Genomic DNA, 17,032 nt, shown 5'->3' on the forward strand with positions numbered 1-17,032 from the left:
AGCCATGCCAATTGAAATCAAAGAGCTTCACATCAAAATAAATGTGAACGAAAGTCCAAGTTCGGGTGCAAAACCAGCTTCGCCATCTTCTTCTTCTTCTGCAGAAAAAGATAATCTAGCTGAATGTGTCGAGCAAGTAATGAAGATTATCGAACGAAAAAAAGAACGCTAATATGACAACTGGTGAATTAAAAAAACTGAAGATTATTGCCTATAGCGATCCACAATTCAACAGTCCCATTTCGGATATTGAAGAGTTCGTTACTTTGATGAATCCCGAGAAATATACTTTTCATTACAAAATAGAACAAGATACAACTCAAGCCGCTGGAACAAGCAGCCCTGCGCCAAGATTTACAGCAATTGCTCCTGAGGAATTAGAATTGGATTTTGTTTTTGACCGAACTGGTGTTATTGCTGGCAAAGAAAGTACTGAAAACGGTGTTATTGAAGACATTGAGCATTTTAGAAAAGTAATTTTAGAATATAATGGTACAGAACATAAGCCAAATTATTTAAAAATTGCTTGGGGAAGTCTGCTTTTTAAAGGATCTCTTACCGAAATGACCATTGAATATAAACTTTTCAGACCTGACGGAACACCGATCAGAGCTATTGCAAAAGGAAAATTCAAAGGAGTTGTGGAAGATGAGTTAAGAGCCAAACAGCAAAACAATCAATCTCCTGATTTAACACACACTAGAACTGTAAAAGCGGGAGATACGCTTCCGCTAATGTCTTTTAAAATCTACGGCGATTCAAAATATTATCTCGAAGTAGCAAGAGCCAACAAGCTTATCAATTTCAGAAAATTAAAAATTGGTCAAAAAATATTTTTCCCTCCACTGCAAAAACAACAATAGATGAACAATAGTGACGTCATACAAACCAGTAAAAGTGCCGATTTAGTAACGCACAAATTGCTCATTGAAGGAACTGAGCTGTCTGGCGTTTACCAAGTAATGAGCATTGTAGTTCATAATGAGGTAAACAGAATACCTATGGCGCAGATTATTTTGACCGATGGAGATGCCGCTTCAAGAGATTTTAAATTAAGTAATGAAGATTTGCTTATTCCAGGTAAAAAGATAGAAATAAAAGCGGGCTATCACAGCGACGAAGAAACTATTTACAAAGGAATCGTGGTAAAACATTCTATAAAAATAAAAGACAATTCGTCCCTATTGATTGTAGAATGTAAAGATGAAGTCATAAAAATGACCATTGGAAGAAAGAGCAAATATTTTTATGATGTAAAAGACAGTGACGCTTTTGAAGACATTATTGGCACTTACGGATTGCAAAAAGATGTAGAAAGTACAAATTATAGCCACAAAGAGTTAGTGCAATACAATACCTCCGATTGGGATTTTATTGTGTCTCGCGCACAGGCCAATGGAAAATTGTGTTTTGTTGAAAATGGAAAAATCTCCGTAAAAAAACCAGATTTGGCTTCAGAATCAGTTGAAACGGTTGCTTTTGGCGCCACAATGCTCGATTTTGATGCCGAAATTGATGCTCGAAATCAGTTTGCTAAAGTTTCATCTTACAGTTGGAATGCATCGAATCAGGAATTATTAGAAATTGAAGCCAAAGATCCGAGTGTAAGTCTAAACGGAAATTTATCTGCTTCAGATTTATCTGATACTGTAAAACTGGAAAATTTAGAATTACGTCACGGAGGCCATGTTACCGATACCGAATTGCAAGATTGGGCTGATGCTAAATTATTATTTCAACAATTGTCAAAAGTTCGCGGAAGAGTAAAATTTCAAGGTATTCCTGCTGTAAAACCCAATACCATTATCACACTTGAAGGTGTTGGAGACCGCTTTAATGGCAAAGCATACGTTACTGGAGTTTTCCATGAAATAGCAAATGGTAACTGGACTGTAAATGTGCAGTTTGGACTAAATCCTGAATGGTTTTCTGAAACGTATGATGTCAATACGCCCTCGGCTTCAGGAATAATTCCGTCCATAAAAGGATTGCATATTGGCATTGTAACACAGCTTCAAGACGATCCTGATGGCGAGGACAGAATTTTGGTCAAAATCCCAATCATCAATAACGAAGAACAGGGAATTTGGTGCAGAATCGCAGCATTAGACGCAGGAGACAACAGAGGCACATTTTTTAGACCCGAAATTGAAGACGAAGTAATTATTGGTTTTATCAATGAAGATCCGAATGACGCTATTGTTTTAGGAATGCTCCACAGTAGTGCAAAACCAGCTCCGTTAAAAGCATCTGACGATAACCATCAAAAAGGGATTTTTACCAGAAGTGAAATGAAAGTGCTCTTTGACGATGAGAAAAAATCGATAGCTATTGAAACTCCTGCAGGCAAAAAAATAACGCTGGACGAAGACAAAGGCTCTATAGTTGTTGAAGACGAAAATTCGAACGTGATTACAATTGACAGCGCAGGAATAAAAATGGAAAGCGCCGGCGATATTTCAATAAAAGCGACAGGCGATGTAAAAATTGAAGGCACCAATGTAAACTTAAAAGCAACTGCCCAATTTAAAGCCGAAGGAAATGCTGGAGCAGAAATGTCATCGGCTGCAGTAGCGATTGTAAAAGGAAGCATTGTTCAGATTAACTAATTCATTATCTGAAATCTATTATCCAAAACTTAAACTAAAGGTTAACTATAAAAAATAAGTAGTTATGGGAGCACCAGCCGCAAGAATTAACGACATGCATGTTTGCCCAATGGTAACGGGAACTGTGCCTCATGTCGGAGGACCAATATTGCCGCCAGGTTCGCCTACAGTATTAATAGGCGGTCAACCTGCAGCTTGTTTAGGAGATATGATTGTTTGCACAGGACCTCCAGATAGTATTATAGCTGGTTCAAGCACAGTGCTGATTGGAGGAAAACCAGCCGCAAGAATGGGAGATTCAACTGCGCATGGCGGAACAATTGTATTGGGATGTCCAACTGTTTTAATAGGCTGATTATGGAAAATAAAGAAGCTTTTTTAGGAACTGGATGGAGTTTTCCGCCAGAGTTCAAAAAGAACAATAAAGCAGTCGTAATGACATCTGACGAGGCAGACATCAAAAGCAGTCTGGAAATATTGCTTTCTACCAAAATCGGCGAGCGCATTATGCTTCCCAGATATGGTTGTAACATGGATGAACTGCTTTTTGAAACATTAGACAGGACACTCAAAACTTATGTTTCAGAACTTATAAAAACAGCGATTTTATATTACGAACCGCGAATTGATGTTGAAAAAATCGATATCACGCAAAGTGATGATTTAGAAGGAGAATTATTAGTCATAATTGATTACAAAATAAGAAGTACAAACTCAAGAAGCAATCTTGTTTATCCTTTTTACAAAGAAGAAGGCACTAATGTTTAAAAGTTTATAAGCAATGAGCACCAACGGCAGCCAAATAGACAATGTTATTTTTAAAAGAAATGGAGTGAACCAGGAAGAACGCTTTAGTGACGCTCTAGAGCCTAGCAATCTAAAACTTCATGATTTTACTATTGAAGACTGGCTGTTATTTGCTTATAATTTTGCCAAAGAAGTCAACTTTTTTGACACAAATAATGATAAAACCCCAGAAGGCAATTGGCAGGAGTTTTTTAGCTATTTCGACTTTTCAAAAGATAATCTTCCAGATGGCATTTCAAAAAGAACAGAGAAAGAATATGCGTTATTAAAAGAAAACATCACCAAAACATTATCAGTAGCTAATATCAATCAGGACCTTACTCCTCATCTTACTTTGTTTGTGTGCTTCTTGAAATTATTGGAATTATCTCAAAACAAACTTAATCTCATTACAAAAAAGCATTTAGATTTTTTCTATAAAGACATACTTCAAATTGAAAAACTGCCTGCAAAAGCAGATAAAGTCAATATCATTTTTGAACTGGCAAAAAAAGTCGCTGAAGAAAAAATTGCCGTAAACACAGAACTTGATGCAGGAAAAGATCCCAACGGCAAAAAATTAATATATAAAACCACAGAAGAGTTTATTGCCAACAAAGCCAATATAGCATATTTAAAAAGTGTATATAATGACGTTGATCGAGGCGAAATAAAACAGAGCGAAATTGCCAATTCTCTAGACGGAAAGGGCGAACCTTTAAAAGAAGATTCTCCTTACTGGTTTCCATTTGGATATACTTCCAATGAAGAAAAATATACAGAGCTAGACGATGCCAAATTAGGTTTTGCAATAGCTTCGGAACTATTTAATCTTAAAGAAGGTGACAGAAATATTGATATTACAATCACTTTTGATGATGTTTTAACTTTTCACAATCCATTTAACGTAGATGATCTTTTAGCTAATATTAGTATTTTATATAGCGGAAAAAAAGGATGGGTTGGAAATTTTAAATTGAGCGAAAGTCTTCCTTTTAAAGCTGAAAATAGATCTTCAAGCATTAGCGGCAATCATTTAAAACTGGTTTTTCAAATATCAAAAGATAATCCGGCAATTGTAAACTACGATCAGACAATTTTAGGAGAATTTTTCTCAACAGAATTACCTGTGATTCGATTTTTAATTAATACACAAGATCCAAAAGGCCATACTCTTTTTAGAAGCCTAGTTACAAAACCTATAAATAGTATTAAAGTAAAAGTTGAGGTTAAGGATGTAAAATCTTTAGTATTAGAAAGCGATACTGGTCTTCTTAATACCGCGAAACCTTTTTTCCCTTTTACAACTCAACCCGAAAAAAATAGCTCATTTATAATCAACTATCCTGAGATTTTTTCTAAAAAATGGACAGACGCAGATATTAACATAAAATGGAAAAATACTCCACTATCATTTGAAACTCATTATGCCGCTTACAAAAGTAGTTTTATAGAAAAAATAAGCAAAAAGATTTTTATTGATGCCATTTTTATCAAAGATAATATTGAGGCGAAAATGAACGTCAATCAACCTGAAGATGGAATTGCCAAAAAAAACAATTCAGAAATAGAAGCCGTTTCAGAAGCTAACCATTCACTTGAAATAAATCCAGACAATCCAATTGTAACAAAGGATTATTTTAAAGCAACATTATCCGTTTTAAACAAAGAAGTTTGGCACGAACAAAATAAAACAGTCAATTTATTTGATGCTGATGAAGGTAATGTATTCGAATCAAATATCCACGTAAAAGGAGATTATGAACTTGGCAAAAGCGGTCCCATTCGATTGACCCTAAATCAGTCATTTTTACATTCACTATTTCCAAAAATATATACTTTGGCGATAATGAATGTGGCGACAGATCCATCAACGCCAATTCCAAATGAGCCTTACACACCTGTTGTAGAAAGTATAAGTTTGAATTATTCTGCAGAGGAAACTATTGATTTTGGTATTTCTGCCTACGAGTCAAACCGAATAAAATTGTTTCATGAAGCTCCTTTTGGACAGCGCGAAGAACATTCTTATTTGAAACAGCAAGCCATCAATAAAGAAATTTTAGAAGTTGAACCAATTACCAATTGTCTGGTTCCTGATTATTGCAATGGAGGCGAATTTTACATCGGTCTTCAAGATGCCGAAATATCACAACAGATTTCATTATTATTTCAAATATTGGAAGGGAGCGAAAATACCGGCGTACCCACCTTTACAGGAAAACAAAAAGTAGAATGGTACATATTGTGCGATAATTACTGGAAAAATCTTGACAAGGATATTTTAGCAAATGGGATAGACAACTTCTTAAAATCAGGAATCGTAAAATTTGGCATTCCAAAACAGGCATCCAATGACAATACATTGTTTCCAGCCAATACCATTTGGATAAAAGCCAAAATGCACAAAGATTATGATGCCGTTTGCAAAGTTATCGATGTGAAAACTCAAGTTGTTACCGCTCAATTTTTTAATAACAACAATAATTTAGCACATTTAGAGAGCACATTACCTGCCAAAACAATATCTAAATTAATTACACGAGTTCCGCAGATTAAAAGCATAGAACAGCCATTTAATTCGTTTGATGGAAAACCATTAGAATCAGATCCCTCCTATTATCTGCGTGTGAGCGAACGCTTGCGCCACAAAAATAGAGCTATAACGCTTTGGGATTATGAGCATCTTATTTTACAGGAATTTCCAAGTGTTTTTAGAGTAAAATGCCTTAATCATACTTTTATTTCGGGTACAGAAACCTCATTTTTATCTCCAGGAAAAGTAACGCTAGTCGTAATTCCAGATATCGTAGACAAAAATGTATTCGATATTTATGAGCCAAGAGTTAGCACAGCCACATTAAACAGCATTGAAAGCTTTATCAATTCTAAAAATTCCATGTTAGTATCTGCTAAAGTCATTAATCCTGATTATGAAAAAGTTATAATCAAACTGGATGTAAAGTTTTATCCCGAATTCGATGAGAATTTTTATAAAAAACAGCTTAATGAAGATCTTATCAAATTTTTATCGCCATGGGCCTTTGATACCTCAAAACAAATCATATTTGGAGTTGAACTGCAACGAAGCATTGTAATCGAATACATCGAAAACCTATACTATGTAGATTTTTTATCTACTCTGGAAATGGCAATCTATATCGATAAGAAAACAGATAAGGAACATCTTAAACCATTAGAAGACACAGAAAACAATAAAGACAATATTCATCTTTTAGACTTTCAAACCACATTATCACCATCAAGCCCTAAGAATATTTTAGTCTCTGTTAAAAACCACATTATCAGCACCAACATCATAACCTGTAAACCAACAACTCACGAAGAACCTGAAAAATGTCGCTACTAAACCCACATATCACCATTCCTAAAAAATCAGCATCAGAAGATGATTTGGATTTCTTTTATCTAAGAAAAAAAGGAATCGAATATATTGAGTCTTTTGGCAGCAAATTCTGGACTGATTTTAACGAGCATGATCCAGGTATTACAATGCTCGAGATGCTTTGCTATGCTGTTTCAGATCTGGGCATGAGACTCAATCTTCCTATAGAAAATATATTAGCATCTGATGACATCAATAAAGACATTCCAAAGCAGTTTTTTAAAGCTTCAGAAGTATTGTCTTCTAGCCCTGTTACCCAAAATGATTACCGAAAACTATTTATAGACATAGATGGGGTTAGAAATTGCTGGCTCGCCAAACATGAGAAAACGGTTTATGTAGACAGCAAAAAAAATCAGCTTTCTTATGATGTTAACGATTATAATAATCTTGCAGCAACTCCGAACTTAAGAAAGTCTTTCGAACTAAATGGTTTGTATGATTTGTATGTAGATTTCGAAAGTTCAAAACCATCAGAAATAGAGATCGTTAAAGAAAAAATAAGAAAGCAGTATCATGCCAACAGAAACCTTTGCGAAGATCTTGTCGATATCAAAAAAGTAGTCGATTATCCTATAAAAATATGTGCTGATATTGAAGTAAATACAGAAGCCGATGAAGAATTGGTTCATGCCAATGTTCTTCATGCCCTTGAAAGTTACTTATCGACAACGGTCAATTTTTATTCGTTAAAACAAATGATTGACAAAGGATATTCGACTTTGGAAATTTTTGATGGTCCATCTTTAGAGAATGGTTTCATTGATACCAAAGAATTGCTTAAAGCCGATTTGAGAAACGAAGTGCGTCTTTCAGATATCATGAGAATCATCATGTCGGTGCCAGATGTAATCTTAATTAAAGATATTTCTTTAGGAAACTGCGGTGGTGATGACTTGGAAAACAAATGGCTTATCTGCCTTGCGCCTTATCAAAAACCAGTTATTTGTGCCAAAAGTGTTTTCAATTACAACAAAGGATTATTGCCTCTGAATATCAATCAGGCACAAGTAAAAATTTATTTAGATGCCATAAAAGCAGAAAAAGATAAAGCTACAACCAACGCCAGCCAGAATAAAGAATTAGAAATACCTAATGGCGAATACCTCAACACCGATTTTTACACCACCATACAAAATGATTTCCCTGAAACCTATGGTATTGGCGAAGTAGGTCTTCCAACTCGAGCGTCTGTTGAACGTAAATCCAAAGCAAAACAATTAAAAGGATATCTTTTATTTTTTGATCAGATATTAGGAAGTTATTTTAAACAATTAGGTCAGGTAAGCGAATTGCTTTCGGTAAGCGGAAATTTGACCCGAACTCTTTTTACTCAAGTCGTAAAAGACATTGAAGGCGCGAATGACATTGTTGATGGATACGATAATTACACTGACGACAGCATTACAGAACTGCTTTTTGACCAGCAGGACAATAATATCGAAAGAAGAAACAAAATTTTAGATCATCTTTTGTCTCGTTTTGCTGAGAATTTTTCAGAATACGTTTTTGTCAATAAAACTATTTATGGCAATACTACAGACCAAGTGGTATTGCGCGACAAAGAAAACTTTTTGAAAGATTATAAAGTTGTAAGCAAAGACCGAGGCAATGCTTTTGATTATTACAAACAGCCTATTGCCAATTTATGGAATACAAATAATGTTTCAGGAGCGGAAAAAAGGATTTCAAGACTCATTGGCATTAAAGATTACAGCCGAAGAAATCTTTCCAACTCTTTTGTTCAGATGTACAATTTTATTGATTCAGACAATCAATCGGTATATAGATGGCGTATTGTGGACACAAATAATGAGATTGTGCTTTCTTCAACGGCAGAATACTTTGATACTTCTGCTGCAAATAAAGAGCTTTATTTTGCTGTATTGCAAATTATTCAGACTCGGGAATATAAAATAAAAGAAGCCTTTAAAAACGGCACTGTAAAAGATTTATCCATTATCGACAATATCTTAATTCAGATATCAGACGCTGGGAAATATTCGTATGACATTATAAATCCAGCCATCAAAGACAAGAAAAACCCAAACCGAATTATTGCCCGCAGATTTGAATATTATACTAATCTTCCTGATTTAGAAAAATCGATTCTGGATTTAATTCAATTCATGAAAGAAGATTTTACTGAGGAAGGAATGTTTTTGGTTGAACACATGATGCTCCGCCCAGATGTACATCAAACAACAGTAAATCCAGATACTTTCATGCCAATCTGCGCCGAAGAGTGCGGCGATTGCGAACCGATAGACCCTTACTCCTACCGTGTGAGCGTAGTGCTGCCAGGATATACATTGCGATTTGCCAATACCGATTTTAGAAATTATATAGAAAAAATAATCAAAGAAGAGCTGCCAGCTCACGTTCTGGCAAAAATATGCTGGATTGGCTATAGGGAAAAAGATGTGAAAGACCCCGCAGAAAATCAGCTCGTTCAATTTGAAAAAACGTACAAAGACTACTTGATTGCCAAAACCGATTTGAATCAAGAGCAGCCAGAACCGCAATTAATCAGTTTCATTAAGGCTTTAACCTCTCTAGACAATGTTTACCCAACAGGACGTCTATTTGACTGCAGTGATGAAAATGAACGATTGTCAGATAAAATTATACTAGGAAAAACGAATTTAGGATCACTATAAAAACTATTGCCATGTCAGCAAAACTTTCAACAATAACAACACAATACCGACGATTCACAAAGAATCAGGTACTTACAGAAGGAAACCTTAATGAGGTTGTAGATTTTTTTGACGACCAGGATCGCCTATCGCGCATTTACCTGAGTGGCGTTGGTATAGTTTGCGGACTTTATCCAAGTTATGATGAGTCTCAAAAAACGATTTCAATAACGCAGGGAACTGGTGTAACTACAGATGGTGATCTTTTTAAATTATATCAGGCAGATGTATTGGGAAACAAAAAAATCGATTTTGATTCTAAAACCTATACGCACTGCAAAGTCTATGATAATACAAAAGCGGCATACAAGCCTTTTTTCTACGGTGGAGCAAATCAGCAATTGCCTCTTTTTGAACTCTTGACAGAAGAACACCAAAAAAAAGAAAAGGATCCAAATTTTGCTTTAGCACAATTTAAAGCAAATACAAGTTTTGAGCTTAAAGATGCTGTAATTCTTTTGTATCTAGAGTCTTATGAAAAAGAATCTGACCTTTGCGTAAGCCTTTCATGCGATAATCAGGGATTGGAAATTGTTGGAAATTATAAAGTTTTAATTGTCAGCAAAGACGTTGCCGCAAAAATAATGAATTATGACAGCATGATTGGCAAAATCAATTATGGCAATTTATACCATACATTACCAGATCTAAAATCGAACAGAATTGTATTAAAAAAAGAAGATTTTGTTCACCTTGAAGCATTAAAACAAACTTTTACAAAAGGTATTTTCAAAAATAATGTAGTTAAGAATTTGCAGGATGGCTACAATAAGCTGCTGACAGGCCTAAACATGCCGATAGTTTTAGATGTTATTCAAAAAAAAATAACCGAACTATTTAATTTTGATGGAGATCCCATACTTCCTTCAGATTTTCAATATCGATATGGTCTGCTTAACGATCTTGTGGATACTTACAACGAAACTAGAGCGCTTTTACTCAATTTAGAGGATAGTTACTGTTATCCTGATATTAATGCTTTTCCGAAACACTTAATGCTGGGTGAACTATTCAAATCAGAACCTTGTTTTGAATTTCGTCATGCCTTCTACAAATCGCCTTTGCTTACAGGAGAAAGCCTTACTCCTTGCAATGATTGCCTTGCAGATGATACTGATTCTGAAGAAAAAGACATCACATCAGATGAACTGAAAATATGCTATGGCGAAGATACAGCCAGACAAAGAATGTACAGTCTTATTCTAAGAAGTGCAGAATTATTAGAAAATTACAATACAGCCTATGATTTTATAAAAATCACGCCTTCACTGCAACTGGGCAAACTGGGCAAAAAAGCCATTCCTTTTTACAATGATGTAAACGAATCGCTTATTAAGGCTTGGGATTTTGACAAAACCATTTTAGGATTGCAAAAAAACAATGTTAGTTATCACGATGACTTATTGAATACTAAAAACCCGCTTGAAATACATCTTGATAGTGATTTTTATAGAATTGAAGGCCATCAAGGACGCAATTACAAAGAAGCACTAAAAGTAATCCAGCAAATTAGGCTGGATAATGGTCTTGGATTCAATATAATGATTCTAGCGGTAAATGCTAATGAATTGGATAAAACAATCCAAAAATTCACAGAGTATTACCTTAACAAAAATCATGGCTACGAGCATAAAGCAGGTGTAATTCCAGGAGGAACATTCATAATGATCTATTTGGAAGAAAAAGTACCTTATTACTATTATTATAACACCCGAAAACCATCTTTAACTGGAGATTTTGAAAAATTTACAGAAGGCATCCCTATTTTAAATCCAATTGTCGCCGATTTTTCGTTGCCTTATTTATGCTGTGACGAAAACAACATAGGTCTTAGTTTGCCTGTAGATAAAATTTGTTTTGACAGCAAAACACCTCCTCTGCCTTTTAAAGTATCTCCGTCGGGAGGTTTTGTAAAAGCCAATGTTAGACCTGACCAAAATGGAGGAATAGCAGTAAACGAATATGGCGCACTTGTTTTTGATCCAAATTTAGTTAGTAAAGATTTAATTGGCCAGCCGATAACCTTTACAGTCAACAATTTTGATACGGATTGTAAAATAACCATTTTCGAAAAACCGAAATTCGATTTTACAGCCGTTCCTTCAAAATCGCCGGGAGCTGACGAAACGGAAATCACTTTTACCATAACTGGAGAAAATATTGAAGGAAATAAGTTTACTTGGGATTTTGGAGACAAAACCGATTGGGTTACAGATGATAAAACCGAAATAACACATATCTACAAGTATAATAGCGAATCACAAAAGAAATTCACATTTGATGTTACACTTTACGCAGACAATGGCAATTGTGATTTTAAAATAACACATCCAGTGACATTTGAAATTTCAGATCCAAAAGTACTGGTCGATGGTAAATTACTTAACAAAATATCTTTTTGCCGAAACGATAAACCTGTGGAACTTACTCTAGAACCTAATGTAAAAGGAGCACAAATTTTAGGAGAAGGAGTTCAAGTTACATTCGGAGAAAAATATATGTTTGTTCCAGGTGAAGTGTCTAAAGATGTTCAAACTATAATCATTTTTATAGACGACAAACCATCCAATCTTACCATTACACTTTTAGATCTGCCTATTGCTAGTTTTAGTTACAATGTAGATGCTACAACAGGAATTCTGACCCTAAACAACAATTCCCAAAATGCTGCGGCCTATACTTGGCACATTGACAAGGAAGTAATTGTAACAGATAAAAAAGATCCGATAACGCGACAAACTTCGATGTATAATGAATCTTCAATCTCTGTTTCATTAATTGCTGAGGGTAAATGTGGTTCGGTAACCGATGGCCCAAGAGTAATAGAGATTAGAAAAACCGTTGAAGAGAATACATGTCTTGATAATGCAGGTTTATTTATAAATAACTCCATTGGAACGATCTCCAATCTAAGAGAAATTGCTGTTGTAAATAAATTCAATAGAGAAACCAATCGCTTAATTTCTGAAACGGAAAACAGATTGGTCGAAGTTCAAAAAAATCTTGAAAGCTACATTAGCGGTAAATTAAATGATACTTTATCTGAATTATTCACACAAGAAAATTTCAATTTAATATCCACAGTTGTTAGCACTGCCATCAAACTACAGAATCTAGAACTGATTGCGGCGGTACAAACGCTTATATCGCTTAACACCTCATTATTTTATACGATTTTGAGATGCCAAGATCCAGAAACGCTTAAAGCATCAGAAAAACAGATTGTTCCAGTAGAATTACTTTTCAATAATTTATTTACAAGTTTTATCGAAATCAAATTCAATAGCGATAAAGACGGAACATTGAAAGCGTTTTTGACTAGCATGCTGAAGGTATTTCCAAAAATCGATTTTATCATATCTTCTTTAAACATACAAATAGAAGCCCTTACAGCCAATGCAAAACTTAGATAAACATATCATCAATAAAGTTTTCCTTGAGATAAATACCAATTCTAAAGAGAAAGGATATTATCTCAAGGACAATATTGATGCGTTTTTGCAAAAAGAAGTATTCACGCTTTTAGAAAATTATTTTAACGAAGTAGATTCAAAAAATCCTTCACACAGCATACAATTAGACAAGCTCAACCTTGATATTGCTATAAATCAAAATTTAGATTTCGAAAATTTCAAAGAGCAAATCCTAAAAAAAATTACAAATCAAATCAAAGAAGTTTTTGAAAAAGAAGATAAAAACATTGAAGGCTATAAACTCATCAAACCGCAAGAAAAGGCAATAGAAAGCTTCTTTCATTTTCTTGAGACTGGCACAAATGCTTGGTGGACAACTTCAAATCATGATTTCAAAGTAGTAAACGACACCACATTTGATGAAATCTTAAATGATGAGAGCTTTTCTTTTAAATGGAACAATTCTCTTCAAAAGCCAATTGTGAGAACACGATTTATCAAACAATTTAGTGATAGCCAAATTGTAAACATTATTAAAAAAGGAATATTGCTCAAAAAAGATAGCAAAGGCAGCAGTAACAAAATAATCAATATTGAAACAATAAAAAAATACATTGAAACCAGTATTGCTAAAAATCAATTGATTCCAAATCAAAGGTTTTTGGCTTGGGAAATAGTTCTTTTGAGTCTTTTGGAAACAAGTGGTATAAGTAAAGCAATTATAAGAGAAAAGCTTTCCCAATTAATTTTAAGCGTATTTGAATTTCATAAAAAAAACATCTTTCTAGAACACAAAAATCTTTTTATAAAAGAAATTAAAAATCAGATAGAAAACCAAAACGAACTGGTATTATTGGCCCATCTTGATAAAATTGTTTCAATTATCGAAAAAAAATTAGAGCAAGTTATTTTAAAAGAAACAGAGCTAAATACTATCTCAAACGATCAAGTGACCACACAAACTGAGACAGAAACAAAAAATACATCAGAAACATTAAATGAGGTAAAAATTGAAAGTGAGACAGAAATAGAAAATGCAAAAAAAACAGAAAATCTGACAGAAGCAGAAAACGGAGCAAAAATAGAATTAGAAAAGATTCAGGAAAATAACGAAAATCTAGCGCAAGACCAGAGTTCTATTTTGTTTAAAAGCAAAGATGCGGCTATTAGCAATGACAATAAAAATATCGAAAACGTATCAAACAAATCAAAAGAAGAAACTCTTAGCGATCACGAAAAAACAATTGATAAAAAGGATGCTGTTTTTGAAAAAGAAAAAGGTAAAAACCAAAACTTTTTCGATGACATCATTAGCGAATCCTATGTTGACAATGCAGGTTTAGTATTGATTCATCCCTTTTTAAAATCTCTTTTTGAAAATTGCAAACTGCTCAATAAAGACAATACTATAAATGATCCTGAAGTTGCCACACATCTCTTGCATTATGCAGCTACGGGAAAAGAACAGGATTACGAAAATGCTATGGTCTTCGAAAAGTTTTTATGCAATATTCCGATAGCTGAACCTATTGAAAGAAACATTACACTCTCAGAGGAAATGAAGAAAGAAGCGGCCACAATGCTGCAAGCGGTATTGAGCAATTGGGATATCATGAAAAAATCTTCGGCAGAATTGCTGCAAAACGAATTCTTGCAACGCTCGGGGAAATTAGACATTAATGGTGACGCAAGTCCTGTAATCACCATGGATCGAAAAACACAAGATATTTTGTTAGACAAATTAAACTGGAATTTGAGCATCATCAAATTAGCTTGGAAAAAACGAATCATATATGTGAACTGGTAAATATGAAAAATATGAATATTGATAACACCTCTTTTTTAGAATACGACAAAAAAAATATTCGCGGCCTTCAGCAAATGGCTTTAGAGTTTTTATTCAATAATGTAAATCTTTCTAAAGTAGTCTTTTGCGGAGGTGTTGCAGACTATCTCAATCTTCGCGAATATTATGACATTACCATTAATGATATCGATCTGATTTTTGAAAACGAACTGGATTTACAGCCCATGATGAACAAATTGGAGACAAAAAGATACATCTCAAAATATTATAAAACAAAAAATGGCGAAGCGTTGGTGCATATTTTCAGAGTTGGAGAAAATTCAATTAATATAGACAGCTTTCAAAGGGATTTTTCAAATTCAACTTATATACAATCACCTTTGTTGGGCAAAATGGTCTGGCATACCTCATTTGAAGAAAGCAAAAAAAATCATAATACTGAGATACATCTCAACACTTCAGCAGTTAAGGGTATCGATTATCAATGGAGACGATTGTACAAACATAGCCGTAAAGCTTCTTTGTACAACAATGTAACTTTTCTGGAAGAGAAAAACTTAATTCATACCATTAAAAAAAATATTTTATGAAGGAAGAGCCTAGAATAATTTACAGCTTAGATGCATTTCCTATCAGCAACAATAGATGGAATGAAGGCAATAAATTTAAAGAAACTATTTATTCTACTGCTCTAAGCATACTATACAGCCACTTATGGTACAAGGATATTGAACTTTATGCTGATGAAACGGCTTATAAGTTTCTGTATATGCTTCCTTGCAGAGTGACTAAAATTAGCAGCAATAAAGACGCTGTCATCTGGATGAAATCGAAGATTGATGTTATGGAAAAACAGACGAAACCTTTTATTCACCTTGATAATGACGCCTTTATAAAGAAAAAAATAAATTTTGATTTTGATAAAGTAATTGTTGAACAAAATGATTACGAACTGTACGGCATGTATCAATATCGCTTGGATTTTTTTAATAAATATACTCAGGATCTAGATTATTGGAAACCCGATTTAGGATATGCTTTCAATTGTGGCGTATTAGGTTTTAGAGACTTAGAACTTCGGGATCAGTTTTTAAAAGCCTATTATGCTTTAGAAGAAATTTTTATAAAAAATAATAATCCGGGGATAACAAGAATAGAACCTTGCATTGTTTTGGAGCAGTATAATCTGGCAACACTATTACATCATAAAAATATTAAGCCAACATTATTGCTGTGGAAAAAAAACCTGTTCGAAAACAGCCAGCTAGCAGATAGAATTGGTTACACGCACATTGCAGGCCAAAAAAAATACAGAATTGACATTGTTCAGGAAATAGAAAATAGACTTTCTAAACTGTTTCCGTATTGGTACAAAGAAGTAAAAAATGCTTTAGAAAAAGAAGGCATAGCTTAAAATAAAACGGTATGAAACAACAACACAAGATGATTTACAGCCTTGATGTGCTTCCTATAACAAACAACAGATGGAATATGGGAGACAAATTAAAGGAAACGATCTACATGACTGCTCTAAGTATATTATATAGCCATTTGTGGTATGATGAAATTGAGCTTTATGTAGACGAAATAGGCTATAAATTCCTGTATATGCTTCCTTGTGCCGTTACCAAAGTACAAAACGACAATAGAATTGAACTTTGGATGAAATCAAAAATCAATGCTATGGAACTTCAAACAAAACCATTTATTCACATAGACACCGACATCTTTATTAAGAAAAAGATAGATTTTAGTTTTGATGGTGTTATAGTAGAACGCAAAGAAGACACTTATGAAATCCATTATAAGAAGCAGGTAGAGTTTTTTAATAAATACACTAAAAATCTTCCTTACTGGCATACCAATTTGGGCTATTCGTATAACTGTGGCATATTTGGTTTTAACGATCTCAAGCTCCGTGACGAATTTATAAAAAGCTATTACGACTTGGAGAAAATATATATTGAAAAACAAGAAAGCTTTATTGAATTAAAACAAGAAGGTTATGAAACCTGCATCTTAATCGAACAATATACACTTGCATCGCTGTTAAATTATAAAAACAATACTCCGACAATGCTTTTGAAAGGTGACAATATAACCGAACAAGGAAAACATGCCGATAGTATTGGGTATTCTCATTTTTTTGGAATGAAAAAATATGACAAATATGTTGTTGATGAAATTGAACTTCGACTCTCTAAAATATTTCCGTATTGGTATAAGCAATTAAAAAATGCATTAGAGAAAGAAGGTGTTATCGCGAATAATCTGCAGTTTGTTTAGAGAAACAAATTAGTATTTCAAAATGA

At 33.9% G+C, this 17,032-nt stretch carries 12 protein-coding genes; all 12 read left to right on the forward strand.

Annotation, left to right across the window (positions count from 1 at the left end; all coding sequences use genetic code 11):
- Positions 1–4 precede the first annotated feature (4 nt).
- The 12 genes from BB050_RS21935 to BB050_RS19735 all read left to right on the forward strand — a co-directional run bounded on the left by BB050_RS21935 (position 5) and on the right by BB050_RS19735 (position 17,006).
- Complete coding sequence (locus BB050_RS21935) at positions 5–172, forward strand: DUF5908 family protein (protein ID WP_164085598.1); 168 nt, start codon at positions 5–7, stop codon at positions 170–172.
- Position 173: 1 nt separating this feature from the next.
- The gene (locus tag BB050_RS19685; protein WP_066034801.1) at positions 174–863 is read left to right on the forward strand and encodes a CIS tube protein; all 690 of its coding nucleotides are present in this window, start codon (positions 174–176) and stop codon (positions 861–863) included.
- The gene (vgrG, locus tag BB050_RS19690) at positions 864–2,609 is read left to right on the forward strand and encodes a type VI secretion system tip protein VgrG (protein ID WP_066034802.1); all 1,746 of its coding nucleotides are present in this window, start codon (positions 864–866) and stop codon (positions 2,607–2,609) included.
- Positions 2,610–2,673: 64 nt separating this feature from the next.
- Positions 2,674–2,964, forward strand: coding sequence for a PAAR domain-containing protein (locus BB050_RS19695; protein ID WP_008463595.1), 291 nt, complete (start codon positions 2,674–2,676; stop codon positions 2,962–2,964).
- A 2-nt stretch (positions 2,965–2,966) separates the two neighbouring features.
- On the forward strand, positions 2,967–3,377 hold the full coding sequence (locus BB050_RS19700) for a GPW/gp25 family protein (RefSeq protein ID WP_008463594.1): 411 nt from the start codon (positions 2,967–2,969) through the stop codon (positions 3,375–3,377).
- 13 nt (positions 3,378–3,390) lie between these two features.
- Positions 3,391–6,765 (forward strand): baseplate J/gp47 family protein, encoded by a 3,375-nt coding sequence (locus BB050_RS19705; protein ID WP_066034803.1) that lies wholly within the window; start codon positions 3,391–3,393, stop codon positions 6,763–6,765.
- Entirely contained in the window at positions 6,753–9,461 is a 2,709-nt protein-coding gene (locus tag BB050_RS19710) for a hypothetical protein (protein WP_066034804.1), read from the forward strand. Before BB050_RS19705 ends, BB050_RS19710 begins: the two co-directional genes overlap by 13 nt.
- Positions 9,462–9,472: 11 nt before the next feature.
- A complete protein-coding gene (locus tag BB050_RS19715) occupies positions 9,473–12,913 on the forward strand; it encodes a hypothetical protein (RefSeq protein WP_066034805.1) in 3,441 nt (1,146 codons plus the stop codon).
- Positions 12,897–14,720: a contractile injection system tape measure protein gene (locus tag BB050_RS19720; RefSeq protein WP_066034806.1), complete on the forward strand. Its 1,824-nt coding sequence runs from the start codon at positions 12,897–12,899 to the stop codon at positions 14,718–14,720. Before BB050_RS19715 ends, BB050_RS19720 begins: the two co-directional genes overlap by 17 nt.
- Positions 14,721–14,731: 11 nt before the next feature.
- The gene (locus BB050_RS19725; RefSeq protein WP_066035236.1) at positions 14,732–15,310 is read left to right on the forward strand and encodes a hypothetical protein; all 579 of its coding nucleotides are present in this window, start codon (positions 14,732–14,734) and stop codon (positions 15,308–15,310) included.
- Positions 15,307–16,134 carry a DUF6734 family protein gene (locus BB050_RS19730; protein ID WP_066034807.1) on the forward strand — a complete coding sequence of 276 codons (828 nt, stop codon included), beginning with the start codon at positions 15,307–15,309 and terminating at the stop codon, positions 16,132–16,134. The genes BB050_RS19725 and BB050_RS19730 overlap by 4 nt, the downstream gene beginning before the upstream one ends.
- Before the next feature lie 11 nt (positions 16,135–16,145).
- Complete coding sequence (locus BB050_RS19735; protein ID WP_066034808.1) at positions 16,146–17,006, forward strand: DUF6734 family protein; 861 nt, start codon at positions 16,146–16,148, stop codon at positions 17,004–17,006.
- Positions 17,007–17,032: the final 26 nt, after the last annotated feature.

It is taken from the genome of Flavobacterium anhuiense, assembly GCF_001705175.1.
GTDB lineage: Bacteria > Bacteroidota > Bacteroidia > Flavobacteriales > Flavobacteriaceae > Flavobacterium > Flavobacterium anhuiense.

What these genes read in the sequence shown, in the direction of transcription:
- BB050_RS21935 (WP_164085598.1), top strand. Translation starts at nt 5, where the DNA reads ATGCCAATTGAAATCAAAGAGCTTCACATCAAAATAAATGTGAACGAA.
- BB050_RS19685 (WP_066034801.1), top strand. Translation starts at nt 174, where the DNA reads ATGACAACTGGTGAATTAAAAAAACTGAAGATTATTGCCTATAGCGAT.
- vgrG (WP_066034802.1), top strand. Translation starts at nt 864, where the DNA reads ATGAACAATAGTGACGTCATACAAACCAGTAAAAGTGCCGATTTAGTA.
- BB050_RS19695 (WP_008463595.1), top strand. Translation starts at nt 2,674, where the DNA reads ATGGGAGCACCAGCCGCAAGAATTAACGACATGCATGTTTGCCCAATG.
- BB050_RS19700 (WP_008463594.1), top strand. Translation starts at nt 2,967, where the DNA reads ATGGAAAATAAAGAAGCTTTTTTAGGAACTGGATGGAGTTTTCCGCCA.
- BB050_RS19705 (WP_066034803.1), top strand. Translation starts at nt 3,391, where the DNA reads ATGAGCACCAACGGCAGCCAAATAGACAATGTTATTTTTAAAAGAAAT.
- BB050_RS19710 (WP_066034804.1), top strand. Translation starts at nt 6,753, where the DNA reads ATGTCGCTACTAAACCCACATATCACCATTCCTAAAAAATCAGCATCA.
- BB050_RS19715 (WP_066034805.1), top strand. Translation starts at nt 9,473, where the DNA reads ATGTCAGCAAAACTTTCAACAATAACAACACAATACCGACGATTCACA.
- BB050_RS19720 (WP_066034806.1), top strand. Translation starts at nt 12,897, where the DNA reads ATGCAAAACTTAGATAAACATATCATCAATAAAGTTTTCCTTGAGATA.
- BB050_RS19725 (WP_066035236.1), top strand. Translation starts at nt 14,732, where the DNA reads ATGAATATTGATAACACCTCTTTTTTAGAATACGACAAAAAAAATATT.
- BB050_RS19730 (WP_066034807.1), top strand. Translation starts at nt 15,307, where the DNA reads ATGAAGGAAGAGCCTAGAATAATTTACAGCTTAGATGCATTTCCTATC.
- BB050_RS19735 (WP_066034808.1), top strand. Translation starts at nt 16,146, where the DNA reads ATGAAACAACAACACAAGATGATTTACAGCCTTGATGTGCTTCCTATA.